Annotated in this window: 16 protein-coding genes, 1 other RNA gene and 1 pseudogene; 5 read left to right on the top strand and 13 right to left on the bottom strand. The window is 67.1% G+C overall.

Annotated elements, in window-relative coordinates; translation table 11 throughout:
- Window positions 1-965: 965 nt before the first annotated feature.
- The 5 genes and pseudogenes from A7D17_RS21175 to A7D17_RS25305 all read left to right on the top strand — a co-directional run.
- A complete protein-coding gene (locus A7D17_RS21175) occupies window positions 966-2,126 on the top strand; it encodes a phosphotransferase enzyme family protein (protein ID WP_064510917.1) in 1,161 nt (386 codons plus the stop codon).
- A gap of 29 nt (window positions 2,127-2,155) precedes the next feature.
- Window positions 2,156-4,324 carry a TonB-dependent receptor gene (locus A7D17_RS21180; RefSeq protein WP_064510918.1) on the top strand — a complete coding sequence of 723 codons (2,169 nt, stop codon included), beginning with the start codon at window positions 2,156-2,158 and terminating at the stop codon, window positions 4,322-4,324.
- 1,258 nt (window positions 4,325-5,582) lie between these two features.
- A complete protein-coding gene (gene pnuC / locus A7D17_RS21185) occupies window positions 5,583-6,158 on the top strand; it encodes a nicotinamide riboside transporter PnuC (protein ID WP_064510919.1) in 576 nt (191 codons plus the stop codon).
- 105 nt (window positions 6,159-6,263) lie between these two features.
- Complete coding sequence (locus A7D17_RS21190; protein ID WP_064511005.1) at window positions 6,264-6,992, top strand: UTRA domain-containing protein; 729 nt, start codon at window positions 6,264-6,266, stop codon at window positions 6,990-6,992.
- Window positions 6,993-7,146: 154 nt separating this feature from the next.
- Window positions 7,147-7,337: pseudogene (locus tag A7D17_RS25305) on the top strand (hypothetical protein); the annotation flags it as partial.
- Window positions 7,338-7,390: 53 nt separating this feature from the next.
- On the opposite strand, the gene A7D17_RS21195 reads toward A7D17_RS25305, so the two are convergent.
- From A7D17_RS21195 to gspE, 13 genes are all read right to left on the bottom strand, one after another.
- A non-coding RNA gene (locus A7D17_RS21195) (sX9 sRNA) lies at window positions 7,391-7,481 on the bottom strand.
- Between the two features lie 58 nt (window positions 7,482-7,539).
- Window positions 7,540-8,379 (bottom strand): glycosyltransferase family 2 protein, encoded by an 840-nt coding sequence (locus A7D17_RS21200; protein WP_064510920.1) that lies wholly within the window; start codon window positions 8,377-8,379, stop codon window positions 7,540-7,542.
- Complete coding sequence (gene gspD / locus A7D17_RS21205) at window positions 8,376-10,688, bottom strand: type II secretion system secretin GspD (RefSeq protein ID WP_064510921.1); 2,313 nt, start codon at window positions 10,686-10,688, stop codon at window positions 8,376-8,378. The genes A7D17_RS21200 and gspD overlap by 4 nt, the downstream gene beginning before the upstream one ends.
- Window positions 10,685-11,479, bottom strand: a complete 795-nt coding sequence (xpsN, locus tag A7D17_RS21210) for a type II secretion system protein XpsN (protein WP_064510922.1) — start codon at window positions 11,477-11,479, stop codon at window positions 10,685-10,687. The genes gspD and xpsN overlap by 4 nt, the downstream gene beginning before the upstream one ends.
- Window positions 11,469-12,119: a type II secretion system protein GspM gene (gene gspM / locus A7D17_RS21215; protein ID WP_064510923.1), complete on the bottom strand. Its 651-nt coding sequence runs from the start codon at window positions 12,117-12,119 to the stop codon at window positions 11,469-11,471. Before gspM ends, xpsN begins: the two co-directional genes overlap by 11 nt.
- Window positions 12,103-13,224: a PilN domain-containing protein gene (locus A7D17_RS21220; protein ID WP_064510924.1), complete on the bottom strand. Its 1,122-nt coding sequence runs from the start codon at window positions 13,222-13,224 to the stop codon at window positions 12,103-12,105. The genes gspM and A7D17_RS21220 overlap by 17 nt, the downstream gene beginning before the upstream one ends.
- Window positions 13,221-14,072 carry a type II secretion system minor pseudopilin gene (locus A7D17_RS21225; RefSeq protein WP_064510925.1) on the bottom strand — a complete coding sequence of 284 codons (852 nt, stop codon included), beginning with the start codon at window positions 14,070-14,072 and terminating at the stop codon, window positions 13,221-13,223. The genes A7D17_RS21220 and A7D17_RS21225 overlap by 4 nt, the downstream gene beginning before the upstream one ends.
- Window positions 14,069-14,704, bottom strand: coding sequence for a type II secretion system protein J (locus tag A7D17_RS21230; protein WP_064510926.1), 636 nt, complete (start codon window positions 14,702-14,704; stop codon window positions 14,069-14,071). The genes A7D17_RS21225 and A7D17_RS21230 overlap by 4 nt, the downstream gene beginning before the upstream one ends.
- Complete coding sequence (gene xpsI, locus A7D17_RS21235) at window positions 14,701-15,117, bottom strand: type II secretion system protein XpsI (RefSeq protein ID WP_064510927.1); 417 nt, start codon at window positions 15,115-15,117, stop codon at window positions 14,701-14,703. The genes A7D17_RS21230 and xpsI overlap by 4 nt, the downstream gene beginning before the upstream one ends.
- Window positions 15,114-15,623: a type II secretion system protein XpsH gene (xpsH, locus tag A7D17_RS21240; RefSeq protein WP_064510928.1), complete on the bottom strand. Its 510-nt coding sequence runs from the start codon at window positions 15,621-15,623 to the stop codon at window positions 15,114-15,116. The genes xpsI and xpsH overlap by 4 nt, the downstream gene beginning before the upstream one ends.
- Before the next feature lie 10 nt (window positions 15,624-15,633).
- Window positions 15,634-16,065 (bottom strand): type II secretion system major pseudopilin GspG, encoded by a 432-nt coding sequence (gspG, locus tag A7D17_RS21245; protein ID WP_064510929.1) that lies wholly within the window; start codon window positions 16,063-16,065, stop codon window positions 15,634-15,636.
- A 228-nt stretch (window positions 16,066-16,293) separates the two neighbouring features.
- Entirely contained in the window at window positions 16,294-17,511 is a 1,218-nt protein-coding gene (gene xpsF, locus A7D17_RS21250; protein ID WP_064510930.1) for a type II secretion system protein XpsF, read from the bottom strand.
- A gap of 175 nt (window positions 17,512-17,686) precedes the next feature.
- Entirely contained in the window at window positions 17,687-19,414 is a 1,728-nt protein-coding gene (gspE, locus tag A7D17_RS21255) for a type II secretion system ATPase GspE (RefSeq protein WP_064510931.1), read from the bottom strand.
- Window positions 19,415-19,428: the final 14 nt, after the last annotated feature.

The following is a 19,428-nucleotide window of genomic DNA, read 5'->3' on the forward strand; positions in this document are numbered from 1 at the left end:
TAAGTGGCGGGGACCATGCGCCTGCCCGCTGTAGACCTCAGGCGTCGCCCGGGGATGCCGTAGCGCACCCAGCATGCATGTGAGCCTCCAGGACATCTGCACGCAGCACACGGCGGTCCGTTGGCATTACCCAATCAACGCCTGGGCCGAACGCCAACCCATCGCTCAGATACATGGCGGAAACCTGCACCTGCGCGCTGCAAACCTCTGGCGAAATCCTGGCGTCCCTGTGGTGCTGCACACCCAGCGCGCATGTAAGCCTCCGGACGTCTGCACGCAGCACAGGGCTACCTGTCGGTATTCCCCAATCGGCGTCTGGGCCGAACGCCACCCCATCGCTCAGGTACCTGGCGGAAACCTGCGCCTGCGCGCTGCAATCCTCCGGCGAGGTCCTGGCAGTGCGTGGTGCTGCACCCAGCACGCGCGTGAGCCCCGGGCATCTGCACGCGAGGGAGGACGGTCCGGCGGCGTTCCAGCCAGCACGTGGGTGGCGGGCCCACCGCGCCACGACCATGGCCCGACAAAATAGGCGACGCAAAGCAACCTCATTGCCCACGACGCAGTACGGCACGACGCGCCGCCCCGCTTCAACCACTCACCGCGCTGGCCGGGCCACCCCGCGAACCGTCGACGCCAACTCCTGGCTTCTTGGCAGCGCCGACATGGCGGACGGCATCGGCAGCGGGCATACTGCGCGCCCGACAGCGGCCCAGCGGCCTGCGTCGGTGCCGTTCGCGGCGCAACCCCACACTCGATTCCAGTGATGACAGCCAGCAACCGCGTGGTTTGCCGCTGCCTTTTCACCTTTTGCCTCGCGGCGGCCTGATGCGGCCAGCGCGGCAACGACGGCCCGGCAGCGCCGTCCTTCGTTTCACCGGCCTGCGCACCGGTCCGGCTGATACGCTTCCATCCACCTGGTCTATACCACCCGCGATTCCCGCAGCGCACGCGCCGTGGGGTGCCCGATGAGTGCCACCCATCAGGTCCACGGCATGAGCCTGGAGCTGGCGCTGCCGGACTGGCCTGCCCTGACCGTGGACGAGATCCAGCGCGTGCTGCAGCGGTTCGCCGGCATTGGCGGTGGCGAGGTGGTGCGCTGGCATAGCGCGCGTCCGTTCTCCGCTGCGGCCTGCGTGCAAACCGCGGCCGGGCCGGTGATCGTCAAGCGCCACCATTGCAGCGTGCGCAGTGCCACGGCCTTGCGTGAGGAACACAGCTTCATGGCACATCTGCGCTGGGCCGGCGCACCGGTGGTGGAGGTGTTGCATGCGGCCGGCGGCCAGACTGCGCTGGCGCAGGATCAATGGGTCTATGAGGTGCAACGCGTCGGCGCCGGCCAGGACCTGTACCGCGACGCCTTGTCGTGGACGCCGTTCGCCGACCGCGCCCATGCACAGGCGGCGGGCGTGGCGCTGGCACAGCTACACCGCGCGGCGCAGGGCTTCGATGCGCCGCCACGTTCCACCAGCGTGCTGGTCGCCAACCTGCAGCTGTTCGCGCAGGCCGAGCCACTGCTGGCGCTGCAGCGCACGCTGCCAACGCGGCCGCACCTGGCGGCGGCCCTGCAGCGCTTTGCCTGGCAACGCGACCTGGCCACCCATCTGCTGCCCTGGCATGCCAAGGCCTGGCCGCTGCTGTCTGCGCCGGGTGCGATGCCGCCGCTGTGGACGCATGGCGACTGGCATGCGTCCAACCTGCTCTGGACCACCGACGCCGACGGCCACGCGGCGGTCAGCGCGATCTTCGACTTCGGCCTCAGCGACTGCAGCAGCGCGCTGTTCGATCTGGCCACCGCCATCGAACGCAACCTGGTGCCCTGGCTGCAGCTGGATGCCGGCGCACGCGCGCGGCCCGAGCTCGCCCAGCTCGATGCCTTGCTCGACGGGTACGCCCTGCACCGCCCGTTGACGGGTGCGCAGCTGCAGTGCCTGGCGGCGCTGTTGCCCATCGTGCATGCGGATTTTGCGCTGAGCGAGATCGAATACTTCGCCGGTATCACCCGTTCCGCCGACAACGTGGACATCGCCTATCACCGGTACCTGCTCGGCCATGCGGACTGGTTCGCCAGCCCCGATGGCCAGGACCTGCTCGCGCATCTGCACGCGCGTGCACGCCGCTCGCCATGAGCGCTTTCTCCTTCTCTCGAGTCTTTCGCATGCCTGCATTGCGCCCCACCCTGCTCTCCTGCTGCCCGCTCACGCTCGCACTGACGCTCTGCCTGGCCGCGCCGGCACTGGCACAGCAACGCCCCGATACCGATGCGGTGGAACTGGACGCGGTGACTGTACGTGGCGAACGCGGCGACACCGCCACTGCACTGGGCGGTTTCGGCGCCACCCGCCTGCTCGATGCGCCCGCCTCGATCGCAGTGATCGAGCGCCAGCAACTGCTCGATCGCCAGGCGCGCGTGCTCAGCGAGGTGCTGCGCGCCGATGCCTCCGCCGGCGATGCGTATGCGCCGATCGGCTATTACGAGAACTTCGTGGTGCGCGGCTATTCGCTCAATGCCGCCAACAGCTATCGCATCAACGGGCTGAGCGCGGTCGGCGAGCAGTCGATTGCGCTGGAAAACAAGCAGCAGGTGCAGATCCTCAAAGGCCTGGCCGGGCTACAGTCGGGCGTCAACGAGCCGGCCGGTCTGATCGACTACCGCACCAAGCGCCCCGAGCATGTGCGCAGCGTGACCCTGGGCACCGACGAGCAGGGCTCGCGCTACCTCGCCGCCGATCTGGGCGACTGGTTCGGCGCCGAGCGCACGCTGGGCCTGCGGGTGAATGCCGCGCGCGAAAACATCGACAGCTATGTCGATCACGCCGATGGCTACCGCAATTTCCTGTCGCTGGCCGGCGACTGGAAGATCACTGCGCACTCGCTGCTGCAGCTGGACGTGGAATACCAGCATCGTCAGCAACGCTCGGTGCCCGGCTACCAATTGCTCGGAGGCACGCAGGTGCCGCGCGACATCGATGTGCACCGCCTGCTCGGTTACCAGCCGTGGGCACGACCGGTGGAAATGGACTCGCTCAACGCGCAGCTGCGCTATGCGTATCAGTTCAACGACGACTGGCGCGCCACTGCCGAGGCCTCGCGCAGCCGTTCGGTGATCAACGATTTCTCCGCATTTGCCTGGGGCTGCTATGGCGCCGCCAGTTGCGCCGACATCGCCGCGCCCAACGTCTTCAGCGCGCAAGGCGAGTACGACATCTACGACTATCGCAGCCCCGATGACACCCGCGTGCACGATCAGCTGCGCGCCACGCTGGAAGGCCACGTGGTCACCGGTGCGCTGGAGCATCACCTGAGCATCGGCGGCGACTGGCTGCGCCGCACCATCGATCGTTTCGGCTCGGTCAACGAGTTCGTCGGCAGCGGCAGCATCGACCGCGACCCCGAAGTGTTTGCACAGACCGACGTCGCGCTGGACCCCAAGCAACGGCGCCTGGACAGCCGTCAACGCGCGTTGGTGCTGGCCGACCGCATCGGCCTGGGCGCACAGTGGGAACTGGCGCTGGGTGCGCGCGCGGTGCGCCTGGACGAGCGCGCCTTCGACCGCGATGGCCTGCTGGAACGGCGCACCCGCAAGGATGCGGTGCTGCCGCAGGCCGCGCTGTTGTTCAAGCCGCAGCAAAACATCTCGCTATATGCCAGCTACGCCAAGAGCCTTGCCGCCGGTGGCACGGCGCCCTGGTTTGCCGACAACGCCGATGAAATCCTGCCGCCGACCAGTGCCTACCAGCTGGAAACCGGCGCCAAGTTCGAGCTGGATGGGCTGCGTCTGGGCGCGGCGCTGTTCGATATCCGGCAGGCGTACCAGTTCACCCAACCGCAGGCCGATGGCGGCCTGCGGTTCGTGCAGCAGGGCCGGCTGCACAACCGCGGGCTGGAACTGTCTGCCGACGGTGCGGCCACCGAGCAATTGCGCGTGTTCGCCAGCGTCGCCGCCATCCGCGCGCGTGCTGAGGACACCGACATTGCCGACTACGAAGGCCATCAGGCGATCAATGTGCCCAAGCTGCGTGCCAGCGTGCAGGCCGACTACAGCGTTCCCGGTATCGATGGCCTGGCGCTGCTGGCAGGCGTGCAGTACAGCGGCCGCAAGTTCGCCGACCGGCTCGGCAATACCAGCGTGCCGGCCTACACCGTGTCCAACCTGGGTGCGCGTTACGCCACTGCGCTGGGGGGCCTGGCGACCACCTGGCGGTTGAACGTGGACAACGTGTTCGACAAACGCTACTGGCGTGATTCCGGCGAATACCAGGGCGATGCCTATCTGTTTCCGGGTGCCCCGCGCACGGCGCGCTTGACCGTGCAGGTGGATTTTTGAGGCCTGCTGCTGCCCCCATCCGCCCTTCGGGCACCTTCCCCCGCGGGCGGGGGAAGGATGTCGCAGCGGGTCACCTGTGCTTCGGGTGCGCCGCGCACGGCGCGGTTGACGGTGCAGGTGGATTTTTGAGGCCTACTGCTGCCCCCATCCGCCCTTCGGGCACCTTCCCCCGCAGGCGGGGGAAGGATGTCGCAGCGTGTCACCTGTGCTTCGGGTGCGCCGCGCACGGCGCGGTTGACGGTGCAGGTGGATTCTTGAGGCCTGCTGCCCCCATCCGCCCTTCGGGCACCTTCCCCCGCGGGCGGGGGAAGGATGTCGCAGCGCGTCACCTGTGCTTCGGGCGCGCCGCGCACGGCGCGGTTGACGGTGCAGGTGGATTTTTGAGGTCTGCTGCTGCCCCCATCCGCCCTTCGGGCACCTTCCCCCGCGGGCGGGGGAAGGATGTCGCAGCGTGTCACCTGTGCTTCGGGTGCGCCGCGCACGGCGCGGTTGACGGTGCAGGTGGATTTTTGACGTCTGCTGCTGCCCCCATCCGCCCTTCGGGCACCTTCCCCCGCAGGCGGGGGAAGGATGTCGCAGCGCGTCACCTGTGCTTCGGGCTCGCCGCGCATAGCGCGGTTGACGGTGCAGGTGGATTCTTGAGGCCTGCGGCCCCCATCCGCCCTTCGGGCACCTTCCCCCGCGGGCGGGGGAAGGATGTCGCAGCGTGTCACCTGTGCTTCGGGTGCGCCGCGCACGGCGCGGTTGACGGTGCAGGTGGATTTTTGACGTCTGCTGCTGCCCCCATCCGCCCTTCGGGCACCTTCCCCCGCAGGCGGGGGAAGGATGTCGCAGCGCGTCACCTGTGCTTCGGGCTCGCCGCGCATAGCGCGGTTGACGGTGCAGGTGGATTCTTGAGGCCTGCGGCCCCCATCCGCCCTTCGGGCACCTTCCCCCGCGGGCGGGGGAAGGATGTCGCAGCGTGTCACCTGTGCTTCGGGTGCGCCGCGCACGGCGCGGTTGACGGTGCAGGTGGATTTTTGACGTCTGCTGCTGCCCCCCATCCGCCCTTCGGGCACCTTCCCCCGCAGGCGGGGGAAGGATGTCGCAGCGAGTCACCTGTGCTAAGGACTCAAGGCAGGCGCTCTGCGGTGAGGGCGCTGTCGCGCTTGCATCGCACGCCGATTCGGGTCATCGCGCCGCATCCACTTCCGACCGCAGCACTGTTTTGCACGGGTTGCACTCCTTCCACCGCTGTCCACTTTCCATCAGGCATTGCATGTCGTTGCTCGAATCCATCGCCGTTGTGATCAACCTGCTGGGCGTGTGGCTGACCGCGCGGCGCATCCGCTGGTGCTGGCCGGTGGGCATCGTGGCGGTGGCGTTGTACGCATGGCTGTTCTATCAGTGGAAGCTGTACTCGGACATGCTGCTGCAAGGGGTCTACGTGCTGACCCAGCTCTATGGATGGTGGCACTGGCAACGCGGCGCCGCTGCAGACACGCGGATTCGCCCGCTGCCGATGCCGGCTGCGGAACTGTGGCTGTCGCTGTGCATCGGCGCGGCGTTCGCTGCTGCGCTCGGCGCCTACATGCATCACCGCACCGATGCCGCACTGCCCTGGCTGGACGCGGCACTGGCGAGCTTCAGCCTGGTCGCCAGCGTGTGGGCGGCGCGCAAACGCATCGCCAACTGGGTATTGTGGATCGTGCTCGACTGCATCTACGTCGGCGTGTTCGTCAGCAAGGCGCTGTATCCCACTGCCCTGCTCTACGCGGGCTTCGTGGCGTTGGCGGTCTACGGCTGGCGCAGCTGGAAAACCCAACAGAACCAGAACCCGACGGCGGCACGCTGAGCCCGGCGCGGTTTGCGTGCGCGTTCTTCTTTACCATCGCGGCATGCACGATCTTCATCTCATTGCCTTGCCGATGGTCCGTATCTCCGATTGGCGGTGCGCCGCATGACCGCCTCGCGCCAACACGCCATCACCGACATCATTGCCGCGCAGATCGCCGCGGGCGAATGGGGACCGGACCAGCGCCTGCCGGTGGAGCGCGCGCTTGCCGAGCGCTTCGGCTGCACCCGCATCACCCTGCGCGAAGCCTTGCAGCATCTCGAAGCCGAAGGCCGCATCTACCGCGAGAACCGCCGTGGCTGGTTCGTCAGCGCGCCACGCGTGCGCTACGACCCCACCAGCATCGCCGGCTTCATGCAGTACGTGGCCGCGCAAGGCCGCAAGCCGCGCACCGAACTGTTGAGTGCCACCCGCCAGCCCGCAGGCGCTGCGGTTGCGGCCGCGCTGCGCCTGGACACGCCCTACGAAGACGTCTTCGTGCTGCAGCGCCGGCGCTGGATCGACCGCCGCGCCGTGCTGCTGGAAACCAATGTGGTGCTGGCCGCGTGGGCACCGGGCCTGCTCGAACACGACCTGGCCGGATCGCTGTCGAGCGTGTTCAACCAGAAGCTGGGGCTGTTCCTGAGCCGCGCGCAGGTCTCAATGCATCCGGCCGGGCTGGATGCGACGCAGGCGATGCTGCTGCAGTCCACCACCGGCACGCCGTGTTTCCGCCTGCAGCGGATCAGCTTTGCCGAAGACGGCCGTGCGGTGGAGCTGGATATCGAATCCTGGCGTCACGACGCATTGGACGTGGTGGTGCGCACCGAGGCGCCGACGCGCTCAGCTTCTTAGAGCGGCCGACAACGTCAGTCCACTGCAGGCCGGCTGATCTGCGGCCTGGCTGCAGGGCCCTTGCCCACCCACCCTCGTGGGACACGCTGCAAGTACGTGCATGTAGGCTCCTGCGCGGCATCCATGCCGCGTAAGGTCCCGCAAGGGCGGGTGGCAAGAGCCAGTCGAGATGATCGGTGTGCGCGGTTTTCAACAAAGCAACCAGCAACCTGCCTGGTGCGGTGTCCTTGCCGCTTGCGGGACCGTGTGGCGGCATGGATGCCGCCACCGAGCCTCCACGGATGGATGCACGGCGTGTCCCGCGAGCGGCGAGGGCACCGCGCACTCGACCCACTCAGCGTTTGATCTGGACTTCCAATGCGTTTGACCTGAACTTCCGACGGCATCCATCAGGATGCGGCCGACAACACTCTGCACTCATCGCACGGCGAGCAGTCGTCAGCTTGCAGGGCACAGCGCTCAAGGAACTGCACTGTATGCGTGCTACATGCCGCACCGAACACCGGCTGCGCCCGCCTGGCGATGCGCATGCCACTTGGCAGCTGTTCTACGCGTCGAACAGCATGCGTTGCGGGTCCGGCGGTGGCAGGTCGGCAAGCAGTTGGGTCAGTTGGTCGCGCTGCGCACGCAGCGGGTCGTGCATCAAAAAGTTGGCCAGGCGTGCATGCCAGGCCGGCCAGCGCGTGGCCAGGGCATCCATGTCGCCATCGGCCGGGCGGCCTTCGTGCGGCGAAGCGACGAAGGCGGTATCGCACAACACATTGCGCCATCCCAGCCCGCCCATGCGCAGACTGAGGTCCACCAGCGCGGCATACCAGGAGCCATAACTGCTGGCATCCAGACCGCCGGCCTTGCGCCGTGCGGCGCCACGCAACAACACCGCATGTCCGATCGCCGATGGCAACTCCGGATGCAGCGGCGGCATGGCCGCACAGGCAGCGGCAAGGCGTTCCGGCGCATCCGGCATGGGATTGAGTTCGCCCAGGCGCGGCCAGCTACAGGCTTCGCCCACATTGCTCCAGGGCGTGGCCGTGGCGATCGCCGCATCGCGCGCAAAACACGCGGTGAGTTGACGCAACCAACCGGGCAGCGGGCAGGCATCGACCCCCAGCACCACCACGTCGGCGTCGCCGCAGGCGGCGAGCATTTCATCCAGATGCGCCACCTCGCCGAGCATGCGCTGGCGACGGGTGTGATGCGCCTGCAGCTGGGTGCGCGCCAGCCAGTGCTCGATGACGGCGCGGCCGCGGGGGCCGGCCTGCGCATCGTCGGCCAGCCACACCCGCGTACCGGCGGGCGTGGCCACATCCAATGCACCCAGGCACGCATCCAGCGCCTCGTCGTCGGTGCCGACCGGCACCAGCACGACGGGCAGTGCCGCACTCATTGCGGCTTCTGGCTGGGTTTCAGCGGCTCCATGGCCTTGAACTTCTGGCCGTATTCGTCGGTGAGATTGCGCGCTTCCTGCGGGTTGCGCACGATCGACGGGGTGATCAGCACGATGACTTCGCGGCGGTTGTTGTCGCGGGTTTTGCTACCAAACAGGGCCCCTACAACTGGCAACTTACTTAGGAACGGCACGCCGGAGCTGCCATCGGTCGTGCTGTCATCGATTAGCCCAGCCAGCATCATGGTGTCGCCACTCTGCACCGCAGCTTCAGTCTTGACGCGACGTGTATTGATATCGACGTTGCAGGCAGCGCTGTTGACTGTAGTGGTTGCCGCCGCCGTACACGCTGCAGGTCGTGCACCGGGTGTGCTGACTTCCTGCACGATATCCAGGAACACCATGCCGTCCTTGGTGACCCGCGGACGCACTTTCAGGATCACACCAGTATCGATGTACTGCACCGAAGAGAAACTGCTGTCGCTGCCCAGACCGGTGTTGATCGAAGTGGAATTGATCGGAATGCGTGAGCCAACATTGAGCGTGGCCTCGGCGTTGTTACGCACAAACACCGATGGCGTCTGCAGCAGGCGGACATTAGTCACCCGGTCCAGCGCGCTGATGACGGCTGCGGCATTCTTGCCGAGGAATGTCCAGCCAACGCCGTTGCCAGTCACACTACCGGCGATGTCGCCCCAGATGTTGCGACCGGCGGCAGATGGCAGTGCGGGGCCCCCATTGCCATTAGCATCGAACGGCGTAGTGACCGCATTTTCGAAGTACCAGTTCACGCCGTAACTTAGCTCGCCGGTCAGATTGACCTCCGCAATCTGCGCTTCGATATGCACCTGCATCGGCATCACGTCGAGCTTTTCGATGACATCGCGGATGGACGTCCATGCCTGCGGGGTGGAGCGCACCAGCAAGGTGTTGGTTTCGGCCACCGCCGACACGCCGACCTTGTCGCCTTGCACTTCCAGGGTTACCGCGCCATTGCCGTTGCTGCGCGGCGACAACTGCAGGCTGCCGTTACCGAGCCCTCCGCCACTGCTGCCACTGCTGCCACCGGTGCCGCTGCCGCCGAACTCACCGCCCATCGTGCCGCTGCTGCTCCCACTTTCACCGATGCTGCCACCGGTCAGGCCGGAGCTGCCGCCCATGCTGCTGTCGCGATTGCCTAGCTGCCCACCCAACACGCTGGTTTCCGCCCCCGGCGCCAGCGATGCGTTGGAATCGCCGCCGTTGCTGCGCCCACCAAACACTTCCGACAACCGATCGGCGAGATCCTTGGCCTTGATGTATTTGAGCTCGTAGGAGAACAACCGCACGCCGCCGCCGGCGCTGTCGATGCGGTCCAGCCACTGCTGGATCTGATCCAGATAGCGCGGCTGCGGGGTGATCACCAGCACCGCATTGGCGTTTTCCAGCGGCATGAAACGGAACATGCCGGCGCTGGGCGTCTTGCTCTGCTCGCCGAACACCTTCTCCAGATCGGCACTGACCTTTTCGGCCTTGCCGGACTGGATCGGGAACACGCCCACCGACATGCCAGACAACCAGTCCACGTCGAAGATCTGCACGGTGCGCAGGTAGTTTTCGAGCTCCGCGCGGGTGCCACCCAGGGTGATCACGTTGCGCGCCGGGTCGGTGCCGACGATGGCGTTCGGGCGCGCATAGGGCTCAAGCACCTTCTTCATTTCGCTGGCGGAGATGAACTTCAACGGCACCACGCGCACTTCGAAACCGCGCGCGGCCGACGGCGATGCGGTGCTGGGCGCGACGGTGCCGGCCAGCGCCTGGTCGGCCGGCACGATGTTGTAGCGGCCACCGCTGAACACCATGCGCGCGTTGTTCCAGCCCAGCACCATCTCCAGCAGGTTCAAGGCCTGCGCCGGAGACACCGGGTTGGGCGTGGCCAGGGTCACGGTGCCCTGCACGCCGGGCGCAATGACGTAGTTCTGCCCCAGCATGTCGCCCAGGATCGCCTTGACCACCGCCTGCACCGACTCGCCTTCGAAGTTGAAGGTGGCGCTGCCGCTGCTGGCCATGCCCAGCGTCGGCGACGGCGACGCCGCCGCGCTTTGGTTGATCATGGTGCCGCTGCCGCGCCGGATCACCGGGCTGGGCTTGGCGCTGGTGTTGCCGTCGGCACGTTGATCGGCCGCAGTTTGGGTGGCGCCGGCGGCGCCGACTTGCGGGTCCAGGCGCGCATTGCGGCGCACGTCCGGCGGCGGAGTGGTGGCGCAACCGGCCAGCAGGCCAATCAGCAGGGACACGGGAAACAGGCGCGGCGTCATGCGTTCACTCATTGGGTCTGACCGGGGGTAGAGCCGCTCTGGCGCTGCTGTTGCAGCTGGCGGCGTCGGGCTTCGATACGTTCGCGGATGGCACGCATCTGATCGTCGGAGGGGCGTGGGGCTTCCTGCGCGCCATCGCTGCGTTGCGGCGGCACCGTCGGCGGGGCCTGCCCGCCAGGCTGCTGCTGTGCCGGCGGGGTGGCAGGCTGCGGCTGCTGCGGCGGTTGCACGGTCGCGGCGGCATCGGGCGACGGCAACGGCGGGACCGCGCCCGCCGCACCACGCGCGGCGGCGTTGGCGGTGGGCGGTTGCCCGCCCTGGCCGTTGAACACGTGCAGCTCCAGGGTCTGGGTGCCGCCGGGGCCCTCGATGGTTGCACTGCGCGGCTGCAGGGCCAGCAGGCGCCAGCCCTTGACCGCTTCACCGCCGAGCTGCACGCGCACCGAGTCCTGCGGGTCCAGGGTCAGCGTGGCCATCTTGAAGTTGTCGGTCAGCAGCACGCCGGTCAGGCGCACCGTCGAGGCCGCGCCGCTGCCATCGTTGCCGGACAGGAAGAACGGATGCGGCAGGCGGTCTTCGGCGAAAGCCGGGTGTGCGGCGATCTCCGAATATTTTTCGAACGCCCCCAGCCGCTCCGGCGCAGGCGCCGGCAAGCTGGGCAGGCGTTGCACCAGCGCCGGGTCGTCCGGCAGCAGCTCCACCCGCTTGCCCAGCCCGGCCACGGCCAGGATGCACACCAGCAGCGCCCAGCCGACCACCGTGGCCAGCAACCAGGTACGCAAACCGATCAGGTCAAGGCGCATTGCTGGCCTCCCCGGCGGCGGCGGCGGGCGCGGCATCGGTATTCAACGGCGCAGCGCTGGCACCGGGCCGCAGATAACCTGCCAGCTCGAACGCGATGTCCAGGCCGTTGCCGCTTTCGTTGGGCGAGAGTTGGTAGCGCTGCGCCATCACGTTGAGGTTGTCCACGAACAGCCGCGGGCTGCCGTTTTCCAGGCTGTACAGCACCGAGGCCAGCTCTGGGGTGCCGCAGCGCAGGCGCACCTGCACCGCCACGCGGGTGAAGCGGTCCTTGCTCTCCGGCTGCAGCGGCGAGCGGTTGCTGATGGCGCAGCTGCGATTGCCGGGGCTGGCTTCCACCACCGCGCGTTCCAGCCGCTGCACCAGCCCGGCCGAGGCCAGTTCGGCCGAGGTTTCCGGCAGGAAGCCGGGGCGGCTTTCCAGGGTCTGGCGCGCCTGCTGTAGCCGTTTGCTGACCTCTGGCGCCTGCTGCAATTGCACGCGCACGCGCAGTTCGCGCTCGCGCAGCGCTTGCAGGTCGTCCTGCACGGCGATCATCGGCTGGGTGAACCAGGGGTGCACCAGGACCAGATAGGCAACGCCGAGCACCAGCAGCAGCAGGCCCAAGGCGATCCAGCGGTCGCGCTTAACGCTGCGTGGCATCGGCCGCCTCCTTGGCATCGGGGCCGGCCAGCTCGGCGGTGATGGTGAAACGGTCGACGTTGCGACCGGCATCGCTCTGCAGCACGCCGGTCAGCGATGGCGTACGCCACAGCGGCGAGCCTTCCAGACGACGCACCAGCGAGGAGGCTTCGTTGCTCAAACCGATCAGCTGCAATTGCCCGCCTTCGACCGAGAATTTTTCCAGATAGGTACCGCCCGGCAGGCGCCGGCTCAACTCGTCCCAGATTTCCACCGAGGTCGGGCGCGTGGCGCGTTGTTTCTGGAAGAAGGTGGCACCTTCGACCAGATCCATCAGTTGCTGGCGTTCGGCGGCCACCTGCCGCGCGCGCGCGGCATTGGCCTGTACCTTGGCGCGCAGGTCGTCGGCGGCCTGGCGGCGATTGTCCAGCAGCAGGCAACCGGCCACTGCCAGCAACACCACGGCGGTAGCGGCAAGCAACAGGTTCCAGCGCTGCATCGGGTCGCTGCGGCGCAGGCGGCGTGCCGGCGGCAGCAGATTCACGCCCAGCGGCGCGCCCTGCGCATCGGCCACGTCGATCCCGGACAAGGCCGTCGCCCAGGCATCGGGCACACCGGCCGGGCCATCGATCATGCGCCGCGGCACCACCACCAGTTCGGCGTCGAGCTGGCCGTCTTCGCGCACATCGAGCACGCGCGCGTCGAAATACACCTGGTCGGCGGTGAACGGGGTTTGCCGGTCGATCTCGAAGCGCGCCACATCCTGCAGCCGCGCCGCAGCAGCGGCCGGCAGACGCAAGGGGCGCCGCAAGGTGTGTGCGGCCGGCAACAGCCAATGCCGCGGCAAGCCTTCCAACGCGGTCGGCAGCACCGCATTGACTTCCTGCGGCTGCACCGGCCACGGCAGGCTGGCGATCGCCTCGCGGCTGTGATCGCGCTGGCGCACCAGGTGCAAGGTCTCGCCGTCTAGCTGCAACAGCAGCCGCGCCTGCGACAGGCCCAACTGCCATTGCCAACGCTGCGGCAACCACGCCAGCAGCGAGTGCTGCCACCAACGCCAGAAGCCTCCGGCTCCCGGCATGGCGCGTACGCCGATACGACCCAAGGTATCCCGCCATGCGGTCATTGCACTGCTGCTCCCTCTTCCCAACGCAACACGGTATAGGCCGATCCCGGCAACGCAGACGCGCTGGTGGACACCACCGCCCGCAACACAGCCTCGCGTCCCTGACTCAGTCGCGCCCGGCTCTCGATACTATAAGTGTCAGAGCCACCGACCGTCGCCTCGCTGCCCGGCAAACCCAGCGGCGCGTCACGCTGCGCCAGCAGTTGCTGCGCATCCAGCCCCATCGCGGTCAACACCGGGCCGGGCGCAAAGCGCGCTTCCGGACGCGAGCGGCCGCTGTACAAGGTGATGTTGGGCAACAGCTTGCGATACAACGCGCTGTCCATGCCCAGCACCAGACGCAGTTCGCCCAGGGTTTCGAACGGGCTGTCCTTCGCGCCGTACGGCAGGCCGGCATCGGCATAATCGCGATCCTCCGCGCCGCCACCGGGCTGGCTCAGCGAATCGCCATCGCGCCAATCGACGATGGCGCCGGCAATGCGCGTATCGCGGCCCTGTTCGCCGCCGACTGCACGCACCAACCCGGCCAGCAGCGCCGGCTCGGCCATGTTCAGGTCCACCTTGCCGCTTTCATCGGTGATGCGGATTTCCACCGTGGCATCGTCCATCCGCCAACGATAGCGCCGGCCATCCGCGCGCCAGCGTGCCTGGGTGTCGGTGTTTTGCAAGCGCGAGAGTGCGTATTCCAGGCCGGCACGCGCATATTCCTGCGCCTGCGCGCCATTGCGCAGCATGCTGCCCTGCAAGGCTTCCACACGTGCGGTCAGCGCGAATGCGCCGATCATCGCGGTGAGCAGCGCGATCAACCACAACACCAGCACCAGCGCGGCACCGCGCGCCCGGCTCATTGCCCGGCTCCCGGGTTGCTGGATTGCGGCAACGCCACCACCACCGGCGGCCAGGGAGCGTCGCTGCTGCGAATCTCGATGCGCACCATCAGCGGAAGCCGGTCATGCCATTCCCACTGCGGCAGCCACGCGCTCAGGCGGCCATTTTGTGGGTCCATGCCGCGATACCGGAAGCTCACCTGTTGCACGCCGTCGGCGAGCGTCTCCGGTGGCAAGGCGGTGCCCTCTTCGATCGACTTGCCCGATTGCAACATGGTCAGCGCAATCTGCAGGCGGCGTTGCTCGCCATCGCCAGCCACCGACAGGTCGTGCAGATACGGTCCGCCACGGCCCAGGTAATCCGGGATGTCGGCGGCAAAGCGCATGCGCTGCGGCTCGCCGATGAACAGCATCGGCTGCTGGCTCTGCGGATCGATGCCCATGGCCAGCGGCAACGCGGCCGCCAGCCGCCGGCGCAGGAATTCTTCCACCGCACGTACGCGCTCGCTGCGCTGTGCGATCGCTTCGCCGCGCTGGCTCACCGCGCTGGCCGAGCGCAACGTGGCAAAGGCCAGCGTCAGCCCGCCGACCAGCAACATCGTGGCCAGCAACACCTCGATCAAGGTAAAGCCTGTACTACGCGACCGGCTCACAGCGTCCCGTCCTGCGCGCTGGCCGCAACCAGGCGCAGGGTGCGCCATTGCAGCAACTGGTTGGGCGCTTCGCCCCAACGCACCACCAGGGTCAGCTGCAGCAAGCGATGCCCGCCCGGCGCGACCGGTGCCTGCGGATTGCGCCGCGGCTCGTCATAGGGGCGCACGTCCATCGACCAGCGGAAGTGCCCGTTTTCGAAGGTACCCTGCTGCTGCTCGGGAACCAGTGGTTTTTCGATACCTTGCACGGCCAGCAACGACTGCGCGTGCAAGGTGGCGCGCGTGCTTTCATCGGCCGCACGTACCTGGCGCGCCGCACCGGACAACGATCCCAGCAACAGGCTCAATGCCAGCGCGAGCAACGCGAAGGCGACGATGACTTCGATCAGGGTGTAACCGCGTTGACGCTTCATGGCGCAGGCGTCCGCAGCGGTCCGGAACGGACTTCGCCGGTGATCCAGCCCACGTCCACGCGCCAGCGCGCGTCCTTGACCTGCAGGTCGATCCGGCCGCCCGTAGAGGCACCATCGGGGAAGAACTGGATGGCGCCCTGATCTTCCCGCGACTGCACCTGGCGCGCGCCGGTGAAACGCACCTGCAGCGACGCCGGCAGATCGCCGTGGTGGCCGCCAGGCGCTTCCCAGCGACGCTGCTGCGGATCGATCAGAAACCGCTGCGGCGTGCCGGTGGCGATCGCCTGGGTGCGCGTATAGCGCAACTGCGAGGCGATCGCCTTGCCGGCAGTACGCAGCCGCATGCCGTCGATACCACCGTTCAATGCGGCGGCGGCCAGCACGCCGGCCATCGCGATCAACGCAATGACCAGCAGCATTTCCAGCAGCGAACTGCCACGCGTGCGACTGCCCCCAGAACCGACCACTGCATGCGGGCAACGCAACGGCGGACGCGCAACGCGCATGTCGTAAGGCTTATTGGTACTTGATGTCCGCGTCGTAGCTGCTGCCACCGGGGCGACCGTCCTTGCCCAGGCTCACCAGATCGAACGGCTGGCCATCGCCGGGGACGCGGTATTCGATGGTGTGGCCCCATGGGTCGTTGAGTTCGGCCGGCTTGGCGTACGGACCCAGCCAGCCGCTGCTGCCGCCGGGCTGGGTGACCAGGTCGTCGAGCTTGCCCGGCAACTTGCCGGTGTCGAGCTGGAAATTCTCGATCTTGCCGGCCAGGGTCTGGATCTGCGATTTGGCCAGGTTGGCCTTGCCGCGGTCGGCACCGCCCAGCACGCGGCTGCCCACCAGGGTCAGCACCGCGCCGATCAGCACGATGACGATGATGATTTCCAGCAGGCTCATGCCGGCCTGGGCTGCACGCGACGGACTGCGGGTAATGGAACGCTTGATCATGAACGATTTCCTTGCACGTCGATGAAGGATGCTGCCGCCACTAGATGACACGGCGACCATTGCACTGGTTCCCGCATGGGTGTCGCGCGGTCACCGGAAAGTTGTGGTGAATACGCTGCGCAGCTGAACGCACTGCGTGGCGCTACCGAAGTGTACGAGCGATGCCTGCCGATGCCGAGCCCCGCTTGGGTCCGGCTGACGGCAACGCAGCGGTGTGGGTCATTGCACTCAGCCGATCGCATTGGTGAGGTCATACAGCGGTACCAGCACCGAAATGATGACAAGCCCCACCACCGAGGCCAGCACCAGCGTGATCAACGGCACCAGCGCCGCCAGTGCGCGATCGATGGCCTGCGCGGTTTCCAGCTCGAAGGTATCGGCGGTCTTGAGCAGCATGGTGTCCAGGGCGCCGGATTCCTCGCCGACCTGGATCATCTGCAACGCCAGCCGCGGGAACCGCTTGCCGCGCGCCAGCGACATCGACAGCCCGTGGCCGTTCTTGACGTCGTCGGCAGCGGTGGCCACGTCCTCGACCAGCGCGGTATTGGACATCACGTTGCGTGCGATGCCGATCGCCGCCAGCAGCGGCACGCCGTTGCGCAACAAGGTACCCAGCGTGCGTGTGAGCCGTGCGGTTTCCAGCCGTGCGATCAGGCTGCCGATCACTCTCTGGCGCAGCAGCCATTCGTCCAGGGATGCGCGGAAGGCGGCATTGCGACGCTTGCGATCCAGCCACAATCCCAGCACGCCCGGCACCACCACCAGCACGATCCACCAGTCGCGCACCAGCAGGCCCACGCTCAGCACCGCCTGGGTGAACCACGGCAAGGCGACATCCAGGCTCTCGTACATCTGCGCAAATTGCGGCACCACGTAGCCGAGCAGGAACAACAGCGCGCAGCCCACCACCGCCAGCAGGATCGCCGGATAGATCAGCGCATTGATGACCTTGCCCTTGAGCGCACGGCTGCGTTCCAGGTAGTCGGCCAGCCGTTGCAAGGTGTCCTGCATGCTGCCGCCAGCCTCGCCGGCGCGCACCATGTTGATGTACAGCTTGGAAAACAGCCCGTGCTGGCGCTCCAGTGCCGAGGACAGCGGCGCACCACCGCGCACGGTGTCGCGCACATCGCCGATCACGCGCCGGCTTTTGTCGTCGTCGGGCAGGTCCATCAGGATCGACAGGGCGCGATCCAGCGGCTGCCCGGCGCCGATCAGGGTGGACAGCTGCTGGGTGAACTGCACCAGCGCCGCGTTGTCGAACGGCTTCTTGCGCAGCAGCATGCGCAACGACGGCGAGTCGTTTTCGCCGGTGGCTAGACGGGTTTCCACCGGCAGATGGCCTTGTTCCTGCAGCCGCAGCGCCACCTCGGCATCGCTGGCCGCTTCCATCTGGCCATCGAGCATTTCGCCGTGGGCGTCGAGCGCCTTGTAGCGGTAGAGGGGCATCAGGCTGAGAGGCCGGGATTGGGGAATCGGGAATCGGGAATCGGGAAAAGCACATCGCTGCGTATTGGCGACATCGCGCACGCCTCGCTGTCCACGCACAGCAGAGCCAGCGGATGGCTGTGCTGGCGATTCGTTGGTCCAGTGCCTGCTAGGCGTGTTTCTGCCGCCTTACCGATCACGCATCCTCCGTGACGCGCAGGACTTCTTCGATGGTGGTCTCGCCACGCAGGGCCTTGGACAGGCCGTCTTCGTACATGGTGCGCATGCCGGCCTGGCGCGCCAGTTGTTCGATTTCGCCCATGCCGGCGCGGCGCATCACCGCGCGCCGCAGTTCGTCGTTCATCACCAGGAATTCGACGATGGTGGTGCGTCCCAGATACCCGGTCGGCGCCGCCGCCGAGGGGCGCGGACGATACAGGAAGATCTCGCCATCGGGCTGCAGGCGGCGCAGATTGAAGCGTTCGATCTCCTCCGGCGAAGCGGCATAGCGTTCGGCGTTGGCCAGATCGAGCTTGCGCACCAGGCGCTGCGCCAGGATGCCGTTGATGGTGGAGGTGAGCAGGTAATCCTCCACTCCCATGTCCAGCAGGCGGGTGATGCCACCAGCGGCATTATTGGTGTGCAGCGTGGACAGCACCAGGTGACCGGTGAGCGCGGACTGGATCGCGATGCGCGCGGTTTCCAGATCGCGCATTTCGCCGATCATGATGATGTCCGGGTCCTGGCGCACGATGCTGCGCAATGCGTTGGCAAAATCCAGTCCGATCTGCGGCTTGGCCTGGATCTGGTTGATGCCTTCGATCTGGTACTCCACCGGGTCTTCGACGGTGATGATCTTGACGTCGGCGGTGTTGAGCTGGCTCAACGCGGTGTACAGCGTGGTGGTCTTGCCCGAGCCGGTGGGGCCGGTGACCAGCATGATGCCGTGCGGTTGCTCCAGCACCTTGCGGAACTGCGGCAGGAATTCTTCGGTGAAGCCGAGCTTGTAGAAGTCGAACACCACCGTTTCGCGATCGAGCAGACGCATCACCACACTTTCGCCATGCGCGGTGGGCACGGTACTCACGCGCAGGTCCAGTTCCTTGCCCTGCACGCGCAACATGATGCGTCCATCCTGCGGCAGGCGGCGCTCGGCGATGTTGAGCTTGGCCATGATCTTGATGCGGCTGATCACCGCGGCAGTGAGCTTGGCGGGCGGGCTTTCGCCTTCCACCAACACGCCGTCCACGCGGTAGCGCACCTTGAGCCGGCTTTCGAACGGTTCGATATGGATGTCGGAGGCGCGCAGTTCCACCGCGTGCTGGATCACCAGATTCACCAGCCGGATCACCGGCGCTTCGGAAGCCAAATCGCGCAAGGCTTCGATGTCGTCGCTGCTGTTGGCATCGCCATCGGCGGTCTCGACGATGGTGCCCATCGCGCTGCGGCCCTGGCCGTACCAGCGCTCGATCAGATCGTCGATTTCCGAGCGCAGGCCAACCTGCAGGAACAACGCACAGCCGGTAGCAAGACGGACCGCATCGATGGCGTAGTCGTCATACGGGTCGGCGATCCACAACTCCAGCCGGCCATCGCGTTCGCCCACCGGGCATAGATGGAATTGTTTGAGAAAGCGCAGCGACAGACCCTGCACGTCGGGCAGCATTTCCGGCGGCGTGTCGCCGAGTTGGCGCGCGTCCACCAACGGCAGGCCGAGCACTTCGGCGCAGGTCTCTGCATGATCGCGTTCGGACACTAGGCCCAGACGGCCGAGCAGGGACAGCAGGCCCATGCCCGATTCGGCCTGCAGCTGGCGCGCGCGCAGCAGATCGGTGTCCTTCAGACGGCGGCGTTCAAGCAGCGCTTCGACGATGCGCATCTCCGCGCTTCGATGCTCAATTGGATCGACGGCAACCGCGTTCACACTCGTCTCCACTG

Source organism: Xanthomonas floridensis (genome assembly GCF_001642575.1).
Taxonomy (GTDB): Bacteria; Pseudomonadota; Gammaproteobacteria; order Xanthomonadales; family Xanthomonadaceae; genus Xanthomonas; species Xanthomonas floridensis.